At 37.8% G+C, this 17,548-nt stretch carries 17 protein-coding genes and 1 pseudogene; 9 read left to right on the top strand and 9 right to left on the bottom strand.

Annotated features, from left to right (window positions below):
- Positions 1-377: pseudogene (locus FFR48_RS05725) on the bottom strand (peptidase M23); the annotation flags it as partial.
- Between the two features lie 88 nt (positions 378-465).
- Positions 466-1,266, bottom strand: coding sequence for a biotin--[acetyl-CoA-carboxylase] ligase (locus FFR48_RS05730; RefSeq protein WP_096572149.1), 801 nt, complete (start codon positions 1,264-1,266; stop codon positions 466-468).
- Positions 1,267-1,343: 77 nt separating this feature from the next.
- On the opposite strand from FFR48_RS05730, the gene pgeF reads away from it, so the two are divergent.
- Positions 1,344-2,120, top strand: a complete 777-nt coding sequence (gene pgeF / locus FFR48_RS05735; RefSeq protein ID WP_096572868.1) for a peptidoglycan editing factor PgeF — start codon at positions 1,344-1,346, stop codon at positions 2,118-2,120.
- Between the two features lie 229 nt (positions 2,121-2,349).
- Here the strand turns inward: pgeF and FFR48_RS05740 are convergent, their stop codons facing one another.
- Entirely contained in the window at positions 2,350-2,928 is a 579-nt protein-coding gene (locus FFR48_RS05740; protein ID WP_096572148.1) for a Uma2 family endonuclease, read from the bottom strand.
- An 87-nt stretch (positions 2,929-3,015) separates the two neighbouring features.
- The gene (gene csaB / locus FFR48_RS05745) at positions 3,016-4,053 is read right to left on the bottom strand and encodes a polysaccharide pyruvyl transferase CsaB (protein WP_137666676.1); all 1,038 of its coding nucleotides are present in this window, start codon (positions 4,051-4,053) and stop codon (positions 3,016-3,018) included.
- Positions 4,054-4,280: 227 nt separating this feature from the next.
- Between csaB and FFR48_RS05750 the strand changes: the two genes are divergently transcribed.
- Together FFR48_RS05750 and FFR48_RS05755 are read left to right on the top strand one after the other, a co-directional pair.
- Positions 4,281-4,616, top strand: coding sequence for a DUF2499 domain-containing protein (locus tag FFR48_RS05750; RefSeq protein WP_096572146.1), 336 nt, complete (start codon positions 4,281-4,283; stop codon positions 4,614-4,616).
- Positions 4,613-4,906, top strand: a complete 294-nt coding sequence (locus tag FFR48_RS05755; RefSeq protein WP_096572145.1) for a DUF3593 domain-containing protein — start codon at positions 4,613-4,615, stop codon at positions 4,904-4,906. Before FFR48_RS05750 ends, FFR48_RS05755 begins: the two co-directional genes overlap by 4 nt.
- Positions 4,907-5,332: 426 nt before the next feature.
- Here the strand turns inward: FFR48_RS05755 and FFR48_RS05760 are convergent, their stop codons facing one another.
- From FFR48_RS05760 to FFR48_RS05770, 3 genes are read right to left on the bottom strand one after another with little or no spacing between them, the layout of a single operon-like run.
- Positions 5,333-6,778 carry a glycoside hydrolase family 13 protein gene (locus FFR48_RS05760; RefSeq protein ID WP_137666677.1) on the bottom strand — a complete coding sequence of 482 codons (1,446 nt, stop codon included), beginning with the start codon at positions 6,776-6,778 and terminating at the stop codon, positions 5,333-5,335.
- 13 nt (positions 6,779-6,791) lie between these two features.
- The gene (locus FFR48_RS05765; protein ID WP_137666678.1) at positions 6,792-6,992 is read right to left on the bottom strand and encodes a hypothetical protein; all 201 of its coding nucleotides are present in this window, start codon (positions 6,990-6,992) and stop codon (positions 6,792-6,794) included.
- The gene (locus FFR48_RS05770) at positions 6,989-8,182 is read right to left on the bottom strand and encodes an ATP-binding protein (RefSeq protein ID WP_137666679.1); all 1,194 of its coding nucleotides are present in this window, start codon (positions 8,180-8,182) and stop codon (positions 6,989-6,991) included. Before FFR48_RS05770 ends, FFR48_RS05765 begins: the two co-directional genes overlap by 4 nt.
- Before the next feature lie 321 nt (positions 8,183-8,503).
- Here FFR48_RS05770 and FFR48_RS05775 point away from each other — a divergent pair, with 321 nt between their 5' ends.
- The 4 genes from FFR48_RS05775 to FFR48_RS05790 all read left to right on the top strand — a co-directional run bounded on the left by FFR48_RS05775 (position 8,504) and on the right by FFR48_RS05790 (position 12,255).
- A complete protein-coding gene (locus tag FFR48_RS05775) occupies positions 8,504-8,956 on the top strand; it encodes a DUF29 domain-containing protein (RefSeq protein WP_096572141.1) in 453 nt (150 codons plus the stop codon).
- 154 nt (positions 8,957-9,110) lie between these two features.
- Positions 9,111-10,400, top strand: coding sequence for a glucose-1-phosphate adenylyltransferase (locus FFR48_RS05780; protein ID WP_137666680.1), 1,290 nt, complete (start codon positions 9,111-9,113; stop codon positions 10,398-10,400).
- 114 nt (positions 10,401-10,514) lie between these two features.
- Entirely contained in the window at positions 10,515-10,970 is a 456-nt protein-coding gene (locus tag FFR48_RS05785) for an AAA family ATPase (RefSeq protein ID WP_137666681.1), read from the top strand.
- Between the two features lie 295 nt (positions 10,971-11,265).
- Positions 11,266-12,255, top strand: a complete 990-nt coding sequence (locus FFR48_RS05790; RefSeq protein ID WP_096572139.1) for a DnaJ C-terminal domain-containing protein — start codon at positions 11,266-11,268, stop codon at positions 12,253-12,255.
- Between the two features lie 4 nt (positions 12,256-12,259).
- Here the strand turns inward: FFR48_RS05790 and FFR48_RS05795 are convergent, their stop codons facing one another.
- Positions 12,260-12,817, bottom strand: coding sequence for a peroxiredoxin family protein (locus FFR48_RS05795; RefSeq protein WP_137666682.1), 558 nt, complete (start codon positions 12,815-12,817; stop codon positions 12,260-12,262).
- Between the two features lie 133 nt (positions 12,818-12,950).
- Entirely contained in the window at positions 12,951-13,553 is a 603-nt protein-coding gene (locus tag FFR48_RS05800) for a peroxiredoxin (RefSeq protein WP_137666683.1), read from the bottom strand.
- Positions 13,554-13,782: 229 nt separating this feature from the next.
- Between FFR48_RS05800 and FFR48_RS05805 the strand changes: the two genes are divergently transcribed.
- On the top strand, positions 13,783-15,903 hold the full coding sequence (locus FFR48_RS05805; protein WP_137666684.1) for an amylo-alpha-1,6-glucosidase: 2,121 nt from the start codon (positions 13,783-13,785) through the stop codon (positions 15,901-15,903).
- A 245-nt stretch (positions 15,904-16,148) separates the two neighbouring features.
- The gene (locus tag FFR48_RS05810; RefSeq protein WP_236104001.1) at positions 16,149-17,537 is read left to right on the top strand and encodes an exonuclease domain-containing protein; all 1,389 of its coding nucleotides are present in this window, start codon (positions 16,149-16,151) and stop codon (positions 17,535-17,537) included.
- The last annotated feature ends 11 nt before the right edge of the window (positions 17,538-17,548 follow it).

Genomic DNA, 17,548 nt, shown 5'->3' on the forward strand with positions numbered 1-17,548 from the left:
GGTTGAGAATTTTCTGCTTTTGGTTGAGACTGTCTCAACGGTTCTGCTGTTTGGGAAACTTCTTTATTGTTGAGTTTCTTTTTCAGTCTGGCTCTGCGTTCAGCAAAATCTGGTGTTGATTTTACTGCTTCTGGGGCAGCAGTTTCTTTTGTTCCTGTCTCTGCAACTGCTGTCGGTTGGGAACTTTCAATAGTGGGAACAATGTTATCTACTGATGATTCCGTTTGAGCCAACACAAAACCACCACTTAACAGGCTAACACTACTCAACCAAGTCAGGGCTTGGGCTGGTAATGTAGAAGCAAAGCGTTTTGTTGTTAAACTTTGAGTTCGCTTATTATTCAAGCGGTTATGGGCAGATTTATGAGGCTGCGTCATTTTTTCTCTCAGTTGTGTGTAATAAGTTTAAAGAAGATGATGTGCTTAAAAAGTTAAACAGAAATTAAACAGAAATTAACACCGAAGATTAAGAGTAACCCAAACTGATTGTACCGGGTTCTACAGAAATTTCTGCTTTTATCAGTTCTGTCCTATTATATTCAGCCATTTGTAAGCGGAGATTTCCTTCGGGTGTCACCCCAACTACAGTGCCTAAGAGATTATTGACATACACATGATCACCGATGTTTGTCAGTAAATGCAGATAACGAGACAGTAGTATGCTTATTCCTTCGTTGTTTAGACACTCTAGACCGGACTGTATTCCCAGCAAAACTTGAGCAGTGAGCATTTCTAGCCCAGAAATAGCTTGATCATTCTGGGTAGTTTGCCAGGATTTTAAGTTGATGCCAGTTTCTGGTACTGGGTTAGCCCAGTTTATACCAACACCAATCACAGCTTGGGTAATATGCCCTTGAAAAACCCTGGTTTCTGTTAAAATGCCGCCTAGTTTGCGACGATTTAATACTAAATCATTCGGCCATTTTATTCCTACTGTTATGCCACACTTTCGTAAGTGTGAAGCAATTCCCCAAGCACTAGCTAAGGTTAGTTGATAGCTATTGGTGACTTCTAGTTGAGGAGCGATCGCCATTGAAAGGTATAAACCACCCGCAGGAGATAACCATTGTCTTCCCCATTGTCCCCTACCTGCGGTTTGTTGGGTGGCAATCACTACAGATCCTGGTTTTGCTCCTTGGGCGATCAAGTCCCATACCATTTGATTAGTTGACGGGAGACTGTCAAAAATGTGTAGAGAAAATGGTATACATGGTTGCTTACGCCCTAAGTGTAAGAAATTTTCTAAAAGTTGCCGATCAAATTCCACAGTTATTCCCCTAAATCCCGTTGATCAAGTTAGCATTGATTGGCGGTTTTGTATTTTTTGTTTGGGTTTGTTTGAAAATGCACACTTGGCACTGGCACAATTGGGAAGGTCTACCTTACCTGACTTGTAATCTTTTGACACCTTGGCCTCATGGTTTTTTTACCCAGCAGTTTTGGCCACGTCCACCGCAGGAGTTAACACAGGTACTGCAACCAGAAGCTGCTGCTTATCGTTTAAAACAAGTTCACGGTAATACTGTTTTGACTCCCCAAGAGGTAGATGAACATTTAAACAACAGCAATGATGAGTTGGCGTTAGCAGATGGTTTAATCAGTGAAAAACCTTTACAGGCTGTTTGGGTGGCTTCTGCTGATTGTACACCGGTGCTGATTGGGGATGTCAAAATCGGACAGGTAGCGGCTTTACACGCGGGTTGGCGGGGTACAGCAGCGCAGATTGTTCCCCAAGCCATTAAAAAGATGCAATCTCAAGGTAGCAAACTGGAAGATTTACGCATTGCTATGGGTCCTGCGATCGCAGGTGAAGTTTACCAAGTTTCCGTGGAAGTGGCTGCGGAAATTGGAAGCACTATTATACCACATAATGACCCAGAAAAAATAGTTGCTGCTTTACACGATTTACCTGATTCACCTTTATTACCGGATGCAGAACCGGGAAAGGTGCGTTTAGATGTGCGTCGTGTTAATGCTTTGCAGTTAGAGCAGTTGGGGTTTAGTGGAGAACAAATTGCGATCGCTCCTTACTGTACCTATCAATCTCCTGAACACTTCTTTTCTTATCGTCGAGAAAAGGAGAAAAAGGTGCAATGGTCAGGAATTGTTAGTTTATCTTAATTTCCTGTCAGTAGTAACATAATGTTTGATGTGTTACCGTTGTATTGAGCATGGCATTAGCATTTCTATTTAGGGTTTGCTGAAAAAGTTATCTGTGAAAGCTAGGTGACAGGTGACAGGTGACAGGTGCTACGCCACGGTGACAGTTTCAAGAGTTGGATAGGAACGATTTTTTCTTTAAGAGGGTTTTGTGTTACCCTGCTTTCTTCTCTAGTATCTGTCACCTAGTTTATCCCCAAACTATTTGCAAATTCAAAACAAACCCCGGTAAAACATCTTCACCTGATAATTCTTGAGGAAATTCTAATACTTCCACTGGTTTACCAAGACGATAAATTTCCACTTGACGCATTTTACGATTAATCAACCAACCTAATCTTACTTCATTATTGATATACTCCCGCATTTTTTCCTGAGTTTCTTCTAAACTATCACTGGGTGACATTAACTCTAAAACAAAATCGGGTGCGATTGGTGGAAACTTTTCCTGTTCTTCCAGTGTGAGTGCATCCCATCTTTCTTTTTTTATCCAAGCTACATCAGGAGAACGGTTTGCACCATTGGGAAGTTTAAAACAGGTGGAAGAATCAAAACAAACTCCTAGTTTATTTTGACGATTCCAAAAAACAAAATCTGCCGAAATTTCAACATTACGTTTTCCCGTTCCTCCTCCTGTGGGTGACATAATCTGTATTTCTCCTTTTGCATTTCTTTCAAATTTAACTTCAGGATTTTCTCGACACAATTGATAAAATTGATGGTCTGTGAGTTGGATAATAGGATTTAAGTTGACGGTGATAGCTGTCATAATTATCTCTGCGGATATAATATATATCAACTCGTATCTCAATAATAAATCAACTTGGTATGATTTGGTTATGCTATTTAAGAAAATTTACTTTAAAGCATCCTTTAATAAATCCCTATGCAAAAACGCCCCATTTATCAAAGATTGAATTTTCTCCGATGATAAAGATTCACCATTTTGATAAAAATCTAACCAATTTTTACTAATTAAATCTACATCATCGGGGATATTTTCTAAATCCCATCCAGGTATTTGTAAATCTTCCATTAATCTGTTTATCTTGGGATCATAACTCAATGCAAAACAACGACAACCTTCACTAGCAGCCATAATTAAACTATGTAGACGCATTCCAATAACCATATCTACACCCTGAAATGCACCTTTTAAAATTTCCGGTGCTTCTAAACAAAGAATCTGACTATTATCTGTTAATTGCAGTTGAATTTTTTCGGCAATTCCTAAATCTTCGCTTTTTTGAAATGGTAATATTAAAATAAAGGCTTGGGTAGCTGTTTGTAACTCCACCAAAGCACGAGTTAAATTTGCTAATCTAGTTTCTGTAAGTTGGGGATGATTTCTTAAAGTAACTGCAATTCTTGGTTTTGGTAAATCTGCTAATTCTGCTACTGATTGGGACTTTAACGCCCAAACTGGATCAGGTGCAAGAATATGTGGTATATTCCAATTTGATAATAAAGCCGAACTAGAGCGATCGCGTACACTGACTTGAATACAACCAGCAAAATTTCGCTTTGCTAACCAGCGAGTTTGCGGACGCAACAAAGGTCCTATTCCCTGTCCCCAAGCTATAGTTTTTAATTTTAGGACTTGAGCGATCGCCATTAATCCGCCATAATAAAAAGGGCTAATGGTACTAGTCACATCCTGCATTAAACTACCACCACCCCAAATGAACGCATCACAGGAACGTAAAGCTTGAATTACCTGTAAAAACGCCATGCGGTTGTAACTTTCCACACCATAACGCCGACTCGTTTCTTCAGGATTTCCAGAAAGCACTACAGGGGTGACATGAGGTGGTAACATTTGCAAAAGTGTAGCTAACAAAGCTTCATCACCACCATTACCTTTGCCATAATACCCAGATAATAAAACACGCATCTTCAATAATTTTGGATTTTGGATTTTGGATTTTGGATGTTAGATGTTGGACTTAGGCCGTAATCATGGAAAAATAAACCGCAAAGGACGCAAAGGACACAAAGGAAAGAGGGTTTGTGAGGTATTCTACGTAAGTCCTGATATTTTAGATTTTGGATTACCAATTTTTTAAGTGGTTATCTACAACTGACAACTAATAGACAACTAATAACTGATTACTGACTATTATGCACGCCCTTTCGATTCCCACCTGGATTATTCACGTTTCTAGTGTTATTGAATGGATAGCCGCTATTTGGTTAATCTGGAGATACGGTGAACTGACAAAAAACCGTAGTTGGTGGGGATTGTCCTTTGCCATGTTACCAGCTTTAATCAGTGCTATGTGTGCTTGCACTTGGCATTATTTCGACAACCCCGAATCCCTAGAATGGTTAGTCACCCTCCAAGCTACCATGACATTAGTGGGTAATTTTACCCTTTGGGCGGCAGCAGTGTGGATTTGGCGTTCTACCAAGTCTGCAACCAAAATTGAAGCAAAAACCATCAAATCAGAACCATGATATCAAAAGAAACCCTCTTTGCCCTTTCCTTGTTTCCCTATTTGGGTTTCTTGTGGTTTATTAGCCGTAGTCCGCAAATGCCACGTTTAGCCCTATATGGATTTTACGGTACTTTAGTATTTGTCGGTATTACTATTCCCGCCGGCATCTATGCCAAGGTTGCTTATGGAGAAGCTTTAGCCAATATAGACTGGTTACATGGAGGCGCTGAAGTATTTTTAACCCTCGCTAATATTTTAGTCGTCTTAGGTTTTCGCCAAGCAGTACAAAATTTAGGGAATAAGGAATAGGTGATAGGTGACAGGGGGAGCGAAGCGATTTTGTGAGATGGGGTTTTAATTCTCAATTAAATTGCCTAATTCTCAATAAAAACACATTTTCTGCCGCGATCGCACCCCTAAATAGGGGTTGCTGAATAAACTGAAAACCACGATGAATAAAGAGTTTGAGGGTGAATACCTATGTGCAGATGATTTTTTGTCTCTCTACCCCCCCTCACAGGGGTAGGTTTTTAATATGATCTGTGAAGGCAAGACCAGGAAGACAAGGAAGATTTTATACGGACAATGGTTTTTTGACGGACTATTTTTGTGACTAAAAATACAGACTTTGTACTGTTTTCCTCCCTTGTCACCTTGTCCACCTTGTCCACCAAGTCTTGCCCTGACGACAATGTAAAATACCTACCCTTGTGAGGTTAGGGGGGATCTCAATTCCTAACCAAAAATACACCCACTACGCGCAGGAACATTCAAATCAACACTCTGATTATTCCACTTTATTTCCCCATTTCCAAACAATAAATTTTGCAATTTATTTTCTAATTTCCCACCATCAAAACTCACTGTAACCGACTCCTCACCCACATTTACTGCAATCATTAACTCCTCATTTTCCCAAATTCTTATAAACACATACAGCGTACTTTCCGCATAAATAACTTGATAACTTCCCACCCTCAAAGCTTGATATTGATTACGTAAAGAAATTAATTGTTTATGGGTTTTCAAAATTTGCAAATTCCAATTAGCTTCTAAAGGAAAACCACGACGACAATCAGGATCTAAAGCACCTGGTAAACCCACTTCATCACCATAATATATACTAGGCGCTCCCGGAAAAGTCAATAATAACAAAGTTGCTAATTCTAAAGATGCAACATCACCACCTGCAATAGTTATTAATCTCGCTGTATCATGACTTGCTAATAAATTCAGTTGTGTAAGTTGAATTTCCCAAGGATAAAGTGTCAATAAGTCCTCTATTTTCTCCGCATATTCAGCAGCAAATAAAGGTGGAAAAGGTTGATAATCACGTCCCTTTACCATTTCTAAATCTACACGGTTTCCCGCAGTAAAAGCAATAGTTGGACCCGTAAATAAATAATTCATTACCCCATCAAATTGCCTTCCATCCAACCACTGACGGGAATCTGTCCACACTTCTCCGACAATATAAGCATCAGGATTTATTGCTTTGACCCTATCTCTAAATTCTTGCCAAAAACCAGGAGTTTTAATTTCAAAAGGTACATCTAAACGCCATCCATCAATACCAAATTTAATCCAATATTCGGCAATTTCCATAATATATTCCCGCACTTCTGGGTTATCATGATTAAACACCGGTAAAGAACGAATACCCGCCCAACTGTCATAATTTGCAGGTGCATCACCCGTATAAGGTGCAAGTGGCCAACCTTGAATTTTAAACCAATCTACCCAAGGTGAATGAGGTCCATTTTCTAATATGTCGTGAAAAAAGAAAATCCCCCGACTCGCATGATTAAAAACCCCATCCAACACAATTTTAATATTACGTTGATGTGCTGCATCTAGCAATTCTTTAAATGCTGCATTTCCTCCCAATAAAGGATCAACTTGATAATAATCATGGGTGTGATAACGGTGATTACAAGCAGATTGAAAAATGGGAGTAAAGTAAATAGCGTTAACGCCTAAACTTTGAATATAATCTAATTGTTCTAAAATCCCCCATAAATCCCCACCTTTATAACCTTGGAGTGTGGGGAAAGCATCCCAATCTTCCCATTTTGGATCATTTAATAAACGTTTCCGGGGTTGTGTACTTTTAGCGAATCTATCGGGGAAGATTTGGTAAAAAACCGCGTGTTTTACCCAGTCTGGTGTGTGAATTTGCATATCTACTAATAAATTATGAAATTGTCGATATAATTAAAACATAAAATTTTGTTGCAGAAGTAACAGGATCTTTCATTATTACTTGAGCAGAGTTGCTTTTTTCCCTAGATTTAATTTCTATGGATATATGTAATTTACCAGCAATTTCTGTTAATAACTTTTTGACAAAAATTTGTTCAGTTTTCCCCTCCACAAAAATAGCTAATTTTTTCACTGTTCTATATTCTCCTCATTACCAAATCCCTCTAGATAGAATTGGGTTGCAAAGAAATCAAAATTATTTAAACCAGTGAATTTAAAATCATCAAATATTTCTTTTGAATTATGTATATTATGAAGTTTGGCTAATCCTGGTTGTCTCTCAATAACTGACCAATATTCTAAAGGAACACCATTCATAATAAATCGATCATTCGTGGTCATAATTAACTGAACTAATCCTTTTTCTGCTTCAGCTTTACTAACAAGTAACTTAATCATCGCTGATGCTCTTTCAAAATCGAGTCCTTCACCAATATCATCTATTAAAATACAACTAGGTTTTTTAGCTAAGAGTGAATAGTTTACTTGAATTATGAGAGATAATGCTCTAAACATACCTTGAGACATAATTGATTGTTCAGTTTGATTTTTTAAATCACTTTCCTGAACATAAAGATATTGATATTTTCCGTCTGGCAAAGATAGTTTATCTCCTTTAAAAATCGAAGTTGATGGAGTTTTCAATCCCAATTCATTTATTTTGTAACCTAGATATAACATATCGGATTTTATAGATGTAATAAAACTTTCTCCTAGCTCTTCCTCTCCTCTTTTAAAGATAGCAATTACATTGTCTTTATTTTTGAAGTCTATATTTCCTTTGAGTAAAGAAAAACTTTCATTATTAATTTCAAGCAGACTTTTTCTACCTAAATCCGTTCCAAATTCGTAATATCTCAATGAGTTTGCCCAATTGTAAATTTCCTCGAAAAAAGGATGTTGAATAGAATCTCTACGATTAAAAGCAGCAACTTCACTAGGCGGTGTTTGAAAATCAATTTCCTGATCTAATTGTACAGCCTGAATTTTACCTTTTCCTGATTCATCTCTATTCAGGTAAGATTTAGCTCCTATCGTGTAACTCTCTTTAATTACTTGTCCATTCTCAGCTTTTAAGATGTAGACTTTTTTCTCATCTGTGTGATTAATATCAAAGGTTAGCTTCCACTCTCTTAACCTACCATCCAGCTTACTCAGTCTTTCTTCACCAGCTAAAAAATCCGCTATAAACTTAATAGTTCTGAGGATTCTTGATTTTCCAGAGGCGTTTTTACCTACAATTAAGTTTATATCACCTAGTTGGCAATTTTTTAAACGCCATTTATTTTCATCTTGATAATATTCAACTAAATCTAATCTCATAAATGTTTGATTTCTTACAATTTATTCAGGTAATCAGGGTTGATTATATCCCTTTAGTAATGATACTGATTCTTATCCTACAAGAAAACATTAACCTGTGATTGAGTTTTTCTTGTTGATTAACCCAATAAGCTGTTGTGCATTTAATTTGTATAAGTGGAACAGGCATCTTGCCTGTTAAATAAGAGTTCAGAACATTAGGGTTATACAATTTAGCTGTGTAACAGCTTATTATCAGCTTCATCGTTTGCAGAGCGATATTCCCACCCAGAAAAACTACAATCAAAGTAAAAGCTCAAAGTAAAAGCTATGGAAATCGCCATGTCTTTACCTAAAACACCTTCCCCCACCCTATATGAAACCGACTACCTGCAATGGATAGAAACAACCTTGTCTAAATTACAAAATCAGGACTACACCAATGTAGACTGGGAAAACCTGATTGAAGAAATCGCTGATATGGGAAGGAGTGAACGCAAAAGTCTTAAAAGTAATCTGATTGTAATTCTGCTGCATTTGCTTAAATGGCAATTTCAACCGAACCAGAGAAGCGGTAGCTGGGAAAGCAGCATCATTGAACATCGCAGACGTGTACAAGAATCACTCCAGGATTCTCCCAGTCTCCAACCCTATCTAGAGGAAATTTTTACAGAATGTTACACACAAGCAGTCAAGCAAGCAAAAGCTGAAACAGGTTTACCAAGAGAATCTTTTCCTGTGATTTGCCCATATCATCTACAACAAGTCATCAGTGATGATTTTCTACCTGATTAACAAACTCTACCATTATTAATACATTAGTTCTATTTTACTGGTTTGAACCCAATCTCAAAAATTCTTCCTCAAGATTCTTTGATCCCCCCTTATCAGTTGCCACTGATAGTCCTAAACTGTAGGTGAGAGTTGAAAGGCAGTCTGGAGAAATTTTGTGAAAAAAGTTTTAGCAATCATTCTTGGTGGAGGTGCGGGTACACGACTGTATCCCTTAACCAAACTCCGCGCTAAACCCGCAGTACCCGTAGCTGGGAAATATCGCTTAATAGATATCCCAATCAGTAACTGCATAAATTCAGAAATCTATAAAATCTACGTTCTCACACAATTTAACTCAGCCTCTTTAAATCGCCATATTACCCGTGCTTACAACTTCGGTGGCTTCAGTGATGGGTTTGTAGAAGTGTTAGCAGCACAACAAACTCCAGAAAACCCCAACTGGTTCCAAGGTACAGCCGATGCTGTACGTCAGTATCTCTGGATGTTACAGGAATGGGATGTAGACGAATTTCTGATCCTGTCTGGTGATCACCTTTACCGCATGGATTACCGTCAGTTTATCCAGCGTCATCGGGAAACCAACGCTGATATTACCCTTTCTGTGATTCCCATAGACGATCGCCGCGCCTCCGATTTTGGTTTAATGAAAATTGACAACTCTGGTAGGGTGATTGACTTTAGCGAAAAACCCAAGGGTGACGCTTTAGCCAAAATGCGCGTTGATACAACCATCCTGGGGTTAACCAAAGAACAAGCTGAATTACAACCATATATCGCCTCAATGGGCATATATGTGTTCAAAAAAGATGTTTTAATCAAACTGCTGAAAGAATCTTTAGAACGGACTGATTTCGGTAAAGAAATTATTCCTGATGCCGCTAAAGATCATAATGTTCAGGCATACTTATTTGATGATTACTGGGAAGACATCGGAACAATAGAAGCATTTTACAACGCCAATTTAGCCCTGACTAAGCAGCCTCTTCCACCCTTTAGCTTCTACGATGAAGCAGCACCAATTTACACCCGCGCTCGTTACTTACCACCTTCTAAATTATTGAATTGCAATATTACAGAATCAATGATTGGTGAAGGTTGTATTTTGAAAGACTGCCGGATTCAACATTCAGTTTTGGGAGTGCGATCGCGGATTGAATCAGGTTCTGTAATTGAAGAAACCCTGATTATGGGTTCAGACTATTACCAACCATCGGTAGAACGTCAATGTAGTATAGAACAAGGTGATATTCCCGTTGGTATTGGTACAGATACCATTATTCGCCGAGCCATCATTGATAAAAATGCCCGCATTGGTCATGATGTGAAAATTATCAACAAGGATAACGTCCAAGAAGCTGAACGGGAAAAACAAGGATTTTATATCCGTAGTGGGATTGTAGTTGTTCTCAAAAATGCCGTGATTCCTGATGGAACAGTTATTTAGTCTGGTGATTGGTGATTGGTGATTGGTGATTGGTGATTGGTGACTGGTGACTGGGAAAATACAAATAATTTAATTTCTCCCCATCTCCCCATCTCCCCATCTTCCCTATTCCCAATGACTAAACTACTTTTACTAATTGGTCTTCCTGGTAGCGGTAAATCAACATTGGCTGCACAATTACTAACAGAATGCCCTCAGATGCAACTCATTTCTACAGATGCTATCCGGGGGCAGCTTTTTGGTTCTCAAGCCACTCAAGGTCCTTGGTTTTTGATTTGGCAAGAAGTTGAAAGACAGTTTCAACAAGCCACTATTGCCAATATACCCACCATTTTTGATGCTACTAACGCCCAAAGAAGAAATCGCCGGGAAGTTATAGAATTAGCCCGTCACACTGGTTTTACTCACATTACTGGTATATGGGTAAGAACTCCCGTTTGGTTATGTTTAACACGCAATAAAAAACGCGATCGCCAAGTTCCAGAAGACGTTATTTTGCGAATGCACCGCCAACTTTGGGATGCTCCCCCCAGCTTAGATGAAGGACTAGACGACATAATTTATAAGTAAGGTGGGGTGATTGGTGATACAATTTTGGATTTTGGATTTTGGATTTTTGATTTTGGATTATTTTTGTCATCTCCAATCTAAAATCTAAAATCTAAAATTTTCTCCTCCTGCCTCCTCAAGAGTACGGTAATTGCGCTGGCACTATGAGCGACAACCACACTGGATTTTTGCTATTCTTTGCTAATTTAGGATCATCATCCTGTTTCCGGGCATTAGACCAGGCAAACAGTAAATCTCAACATCTTAGAAAAAAACATAACTTAACTTTACCTAAATTTTTACAGGAGGCTGGTAGATGGCTGCAACCGATTTTAAAGACTATTACTCAATTTTAGGAATTACTAAAACTGCCACTCCAGAAGAAATTAAACAAGCTTTTCGTAAATTAGCCCGCAAATACCATCCCGACGTTAACCCCGGTAATAAACAAGCAGAAGCAAAATTTAAAGAAGTTAACGAAGCTTACGAAGTTCTCTCTGACCCTGATAAACGCAAAAAATATGATCAATACGGTCAATATTGGCGGCAGGTAGGAGAAGGTGGTTTCCCTGGTGGATCAGGGGTAGATATGAGCGGTTTTGACTTTGGTCAATACGGCAGTTTTAATGATTTCATTAATGATTTATTTGGTGGTGCAGGACCACGCACCAACAAACAAAGTTATTCCTATCGTACCTCTACAGGTAAACCAGGTACAGGTTTTGGCGGTTTTAATGATTTTGGTTTTCAAGATATGGGCGGTGCTGCTGCCCAAGATAGTGAATATACGATTAGTCTCACTTTTGCTGAAGGATTCGCAGGAGTGCAAAAACGGTTTAGTCTAGGTAATGAAACTATAGATGTTCGTATTCCCGCAGGTGCAAAAACCGGTACTCGGTTGCGGGTGCGGGGTAAAGGTCAAGTTAACCATAGCACTCAACAACGGGGAGATTTATATTTAAAGGTGGAACTGCAACCCCATTCTTTTTTCCAATTTGAAGGTGATCATCTTCTTTGTGAAGTACCGATAACTCCTGATGAAGCTGCTTTAGGTGCTTCTATTGATGTTCCTACTCCTGATGGTAGTGTGAATGTTAAGTTACCAGCAGGGGTGCGTTCTGGTCAGTCTCTGCGGTTACGTGGTAAGGGTTGGCCTTTGGCTAAAGGTGGACGCGGTGATCAATTTGTGAAAGTGGCGATCGCACCCCCCAAAGACCTCACCCCACAGGAGCGAGAATATTATGAAAAACTCCGCTCTATTCGTACCTACAACCCCCGCAGTCATTTAGCACAGGTGAAGTTGTAAGGAGTTAGGAGTCAGAATGACTCCTATCATTACATTGTGTTAGTAATTTCTCGATACTGGCATTATGTTCTAAAAAAGAAAATAGATGTCTGTAACTTAATTTCCCATCTTTATCTAATACAAACTGCGCTGGTAAGGGCGCTCCTAATGCTTGCCCTGTGTGATATGTTCTAAAAATATGACAACTAGGATTTATTAATAAGGGCATTTTTAATCCTAAGTCTCTTACTACTGCTTGACTTTGGTGTTTATCTGTGCTGGTGATCATTAAAATTTCTATACCCCGTTTTGTAAATTCCTCATAATTTTCATTTAATGCTTTAATATGAGGATAACAAAAAGGACAATATTGTTTTTCTGTAAAAATTCTTGTAAATGCTAAAATAACAGGCTGTTGACCACGATAATCTGATAATTTGATTGTGCGATTATTGGTAACATCTGTTAATTTAAAGTCAGGTGTTAATATTCCCAATCTTAAATCATCGAGTGCTGGTTTGGGTAACAAATTGCGGAAAAATCGCTCGTTCAATAAACCTGTAAAATCTGTAGATGTCAACATAAATAATTAAAAGTTAAAAGTTAAAAGTTAAAAATTAAGAATGGGTAATGGGTAATAGGTAATAGGTAATAGGTAATATTTTCCCAATCACCAATCACCAATCACCAATCACCAATCACCAATCACCAATCACCTACACTGCTGCGAAGTAAACTTTAGACTTCACAGGATCGGGAACCATTGTTTTTTCTCCGGGTTGCCAACCAGCAGGACAAACTTCGTCTGGGTGAGATTGAACGTGCTGAATAGCCTGTAATGTACGCAATGTTTCATCTACACTGCGACCAAATGCTAAGTTATTAATGGTAGAATGTTGAATTACACCATCTTTATCAATGATAAACAAACCACGCAAAGCAATACCAGCTGCTGGATCGAGAACGTTATAGTCTGCGCTAATTTCTTTCTTGATGTCGGAAACTAGGGGATAATTTAAGTCACCCACACCCCCAGATTTACGATCTGTTTGAATCCAAGCGAGGTGAGAAAATTCACTATCTACAGAAACACCTAAGATTTCTGTATTAAGATTCTTGAATTCTTCGTAGCGATCGCTGAATGCTGTGATCTCGGTGGGGCAAACAAAGGTAAAGTCTAAGGGGTAGAAAAACAGGACTACATACTTGCCGCGATAGTCAGAAAGTTTGATGGTCTTAAATTCTTGATCTGCTACAGCTGTTGCTGTAAAATCGGGAGCCTGTTGACCAACACGAAGACATCCATTATTGAGTGACATTTAACCTAGTTCTCCTTGAGTTTTATATCCATTTTTTGGCGTGGGTATCTGGGTTAGATCAACCATTCCTCCACGCTCATCACAGTTTAGTTACAATCTGTTACGACTATATCATAGTCATTACGATTTTGAGAACAGTTGATAGTTGATAGTTGATAGTTAAGAGTTTTTACCAATGACCCATTACCAATTACCAACTACCCATTACCCGCTACCAATTTAAAAGCCAATGTTTGATTTAGATACAAGAGAATGGTTACTAACTAATGGCTTAGGTGGTTTTGCCAGTGGTACAGATGCGGATGTGCATACACGGACTTATCATGGTTGGTTATTTGCGGCTACAAATCCACCTTCAGGCAGAAAATTACTACTTTCCCATTTAGAAGCAAGTTTAGAAATGCCAGGAAAAGTTATAGAACTGGGAACAAATCTTTGGGGTACGGGTAAAATTGAACCAACAGGATATAAATTTTTACAACAGTTTGATCATAACCCAGTTCCCAAATGGGTTTGGAGTGGGGATAATTGGCAGTTATCTAGGCGTTTGGTAATGCCAAATTGGGGACTGGGGACACTTCGACAAGCTCAGTGCATCGCTGGGGAATGGGGACTAGAAGGGGATAGGGTAAAGGTCTGTAGCAATAATCAAAGAGTTTTGATTGAATATCGGTATGAGGGGAAAGAGGAAGGGATTTTAAGGTTAAGGTTGTTTATAGGCGATCGCAATTTTCACCATCAACAAATAGGTAACAAAAAAATCCAGTTTTCCCAATTACTCCATCAAAATATACTGTGTTTACAAATGAATAACTGGGATAACTTTTGTGGTAACTTTGGTACACCTTGGCATTTACGATGGACCCAGGGCAAATATCAAGTAGATGGGTTATGGTATTGGAATTATAGTTTACCAGCAGAAACAAAAAGAGGATTAGGCGATCGCCAAGATTTATATAGTCCTGGTTATTTAACCGTAAACTTGCAACCAGGAGATACAGTCACCCTAGAAGCTAAAGTAGGTTTCCCCGACTCCCAAGAAAATTTTTCACCTGATAGTTTTACAGAAGCAGTAGTAACAGAACAAGCAAGAATAGCGCAGATTTTTGGGTGGGGAAATGAGGAGACGGGAAAATGGGGTGAAAATTCTTCCTTAACACTTTCTTCTTTACTGTCACCTGTTACCTGTCACCTATCACCTATTCAAAAACAACTACTCAAAGCCAGTGATCAATTTATAGTTTATCGTGATTCCATAGCCAGTCCTACGGTAATTGCAGGATATCATTGGTTTAATGATTGGGGAAGAGATACATTAATTGCTTTACCAGGATTAACATTAGTAACAGGACGTTTTGAAATTGCTAAAGGACTGTTAAAAACCTTTGGGAGTTACTGTCGTCATGGACTCATACCGAATACTTTTCCTGATGTAGATAACGAACCATTTTATAATAGTATTGATGCTGCTTTATGGTGGATTGAAATTTTAGGACTTTATTTAGAAACTACTCAAGATTGGCAATTTTTGTTAGAACAATTTCCTATTGTGCAGCAAATTCATAAAGCTTTTGTTAGCGGTACTCGTTATAATATTCAAGTTGATGCTATTGATGGTTTAGTGTCTTGGGATGCTCAAGATGTAGCGTTAACTTGGATGGATGCACTGGTAGAAGGAATACCTGTAACACCACGTTGCGGTAAAGCAGTGGAAATTAATGCTTTATGGTATTCTGCTTTATGTTGGTTAAGTAAATGGTCAGAACATTTAAGTCATGAATATATAGATCATTCTAGTCGTTTAATCAATCAAAAACAACGTTATCAACAACAAGCAGAACTGGTAAAAATATCCTTACAAAAATTTTGGCATCCCCAGTTAGGTTATTTATATGATCTCATTGATTTAGAGGATAGTCGTAATTCCCAAATTCGCCCCAATGCTATTTTAGCTTTATCTTTACATCATTGTGCTTTTTCCCAACAGCAAGGACAAAAAGTTTTAGACTTAGCAACTTCGCGGTTATTAACTCCCTATGGTTTACGCAGTCTTGATCCTAGTGATCCAGAATATCAGGGAAAATGTGAAGGAAGTCCGCAAAAACGCGATCGCGCTTATCATCAAGGTACGGTTTGGACTTGGTTGATCGGTGCTTATATTCGAGCTTGGGAGCGTTTTTATCCTGAAACACCCTTACCTTTTGACTGGAAACCGTTGTTAGATCATTTTTCATCTAATGGTTGTTTAGGTTCAATTTCGGAAATTTTTGATGGTGATGCACCCCATACTCCTAGAGGTGCGATCGCTCAAGCTTGGTCTGTTGCTGAAGTTATCAGACATTATAAATGATTGTCTCACGCAAAGGCGTAAAGGCGCAAAGAGAAAGTAAGATTTATAGGAAACTCTAGGTTAATCAAGTTATAGATACAAATTATAACACTCTTGTGGTACGGGCATCTTGCCCGCTAAGGGAGTTTTAAATTTTACATAACTAAAATGAAATTTACTGTATTTGTTTAATTGCCTACTGAGTATTTTATAGCTTATGATGTAATTATCACAAGCGTTAAAACAATACTCAGAGTTTCATCAATATGGATTTCGTTATTTTAGATACTGAAGGTAAGCCATATCTTACGGAATTAGCGATAGTTGATAGTCAAGGTGTGGTAATTTATGAAGGTTTTTGTGATGGTAGTTATCATGGCTTTCAAAATGTTCTCAATACCAAAAGTTTGAAAACTTTATTAACAGAATTTTTGACTATTGTTGAAGATAAAAAAATCATCTGTCACTATGCAGAACATGATATAGAAATCCTCAAACACAGTTGCCAACAAGTTGGTTTATCCTGGCAGAACTTACAACATAAATTAAAGTTTGATTGTACTTGGATTTTAGCTAAAGACTGTTTCCCAAATTTAGAAAGTTATTCTTTAGAATATTTGTGTAAATATTTGAATTTAAAAGATCATCATCATCTATATTTTAATCCTGATATGGCGCATAGTGCGCGTTATGATGCCATATTTACCTATCATCTTTATCAAAGAATCATGTTAGAAAATCTGAAAAAACAACCTAACCCATTTAGTAGTAGTCGCGTTGATACACCATTCCAAAATCATCCCGATTATCCTGATACTTATCATCAACAATTTCAGATTTTACAAACTGCATTAAATAACATCAAATTAGATCCCAATCATCAAAGTAAAGGAGTTGTTGTTATTGGAGAACCAGGAACAGGGAAAACTCATTTAATGATGCGACTTACCCATGAAAGATTAACAAGCAACCGATTATTATTTATTCGGCAACCTAATAATTCTCAATCTATACTTTATCATATCTACAGTAGAATTTTAGAATCTTTGGTCGAAAAGGTAGGAAATTTAAATCAATTAGATTCTTTAATGATTAACACCTTTAGAAAAATAGTTAGTTTATCTGATAGAGAAGTCAAACAAAAAGACATAGATATTTTAAAAGCTTTATATGATTTAGAAGATCATGACATCAATGCTTTAGGTAAAGACAATACTCAACGTAAACGGGAATATTGGCAATATATAGAAAAGACTATTAATGAATGGTGGATGAATAATTACGCAGCAGGAAGTTTTGCTTTATCTATCATTAAAGGAATGGTAAAATATTGCAGTTATACAGATTATAACTACAGAAATATTAGCACTCGTTGGTTAGCAGGAAATATGTTAACTGATGAAGAAGCAGAAAAGGTGGATTTACCAAATTGGGGAGAGGAAATTAGTAAAGAAGCATTTTCTTTAGAAGCAATTTCCGTGTTAGGTAAATTATCCACTTTAGATGAACCGCTAATTATTATTTTTGATCAATTAGAAGGTTTAGGACTTCCTCACAACCAAGATATTTTATGGAATTTTGGGGAAGCAATAAAAGAGATTTTTACTCATGTTCCCAATAGTTTAGGACTTACGCACTGTACAAATTCACCATGATGTGCATGAAC

This window comes from Sphaerospermopsis reniformis (assembly GCF_005402885.1).
GTDB lineage: Bacteria > Cyanobacteriota > Cyanobacteriia > Cyanobacteriales > Nostocaceae > Sphaerospermopsis > Sphaerospermopsis kisseleviana.

Bases quoted from the DNA above. Each gene is read 5' to 3' on its own strand.
- pgeF (WP_096572868.1), top strand. From the start codon at position 1,344: ATGCACACTTGGCACTGGCACAATTGGGAAGGTCTACCTTACCTGACT.
- FFR48_RS05740 (WP_096572148.1), bottom strand. From the start codon at position 2,928: ATGACAGCTATCACCGTCAACTTAAATCCTATTATCCAACTCACAGAC.
- csaB (WP_137666676.1), bottom strand. From the start codon at position 4,053: ATGCGTGTTTTATTATCTGGGTATTATGGCAAAGGTAATGGTGGTGAT.
- FFR48_RS05750 (WP_096572146.1), top strand. From the start codon at position 4,281: ATGCACGCCCTTTCGATTCCCACCTGGATTATTCACGTTTCTAGTGTT.
- FFR48_RS05755 (WP_096572145.1), top strand. From the start codon at position 4,613: ATGATATCAAAAGAAACCCTCTTTGCCCTTTCCTTGTTTCCCTATTTG.
- FFR48_RS05760 (WP_137666677.1), bottom strand. From the start codon at position 6,778: ATGCAAATTCACACACCAGACTGGGTAAAACACGCGGTTTTTTACCAA.
- FFR48_RS05770 (WP_137666679.1), bottom strand. From the start codon at position 8,182: ATGAGATTAGATTTAGTTGAATATTATCAAGATGAAAATAAATGGCGT.
- FFR48_RS05775 (WP_096572141.1), top strand. From the start codon at position 8,504: ATGTCTTTACCTAAAACACCTTCCCCCACCCTATATGAAACCGACTAC.
- FFR48_RS05785 (WP_137666681.1), top strand. From the start codon at position 10,515: ATGACTAAACTACTTTTACTAATTGGTCTTCCTGGTAGCGGTAAATCA.
- FFR48_RS05790 (WP_096572139.1), top strand. From the start codon at position 11,266: ATGGCTGCAACCGATTTTAAAGACTATTACTCAATTTTAGGAATTACT.
- FFR48_RS05795 (WP_137666682.1), bottom strand. From the start codon at position 12,817: ATGTTGACATCTACAGATTTTACAGGTTTATTGAACGAGCGATTTTTC.
- FFR48_RS05800 (WP_137666683.1), bottom strand. From the start codon at position 13,553: ATGTCACTCAATAATGGATGTCTTCGTGTTGGTCAACAGGCTCCCGAT.
- FFR48_RS05805 (WP_137666684.1), top strand. From the start codon at position 13,783: ATGTTTGATTTAGATACAAGAGAATGGTTACTAACTAATGGCTTAGGT.
- FFR48_RS05810 (WP_236104001.1), top strand. From the start codon at position 16,149: ATGGATTTCGTTATTTTAGATACTGAAGGTAAGCCATATCTTACGGAA.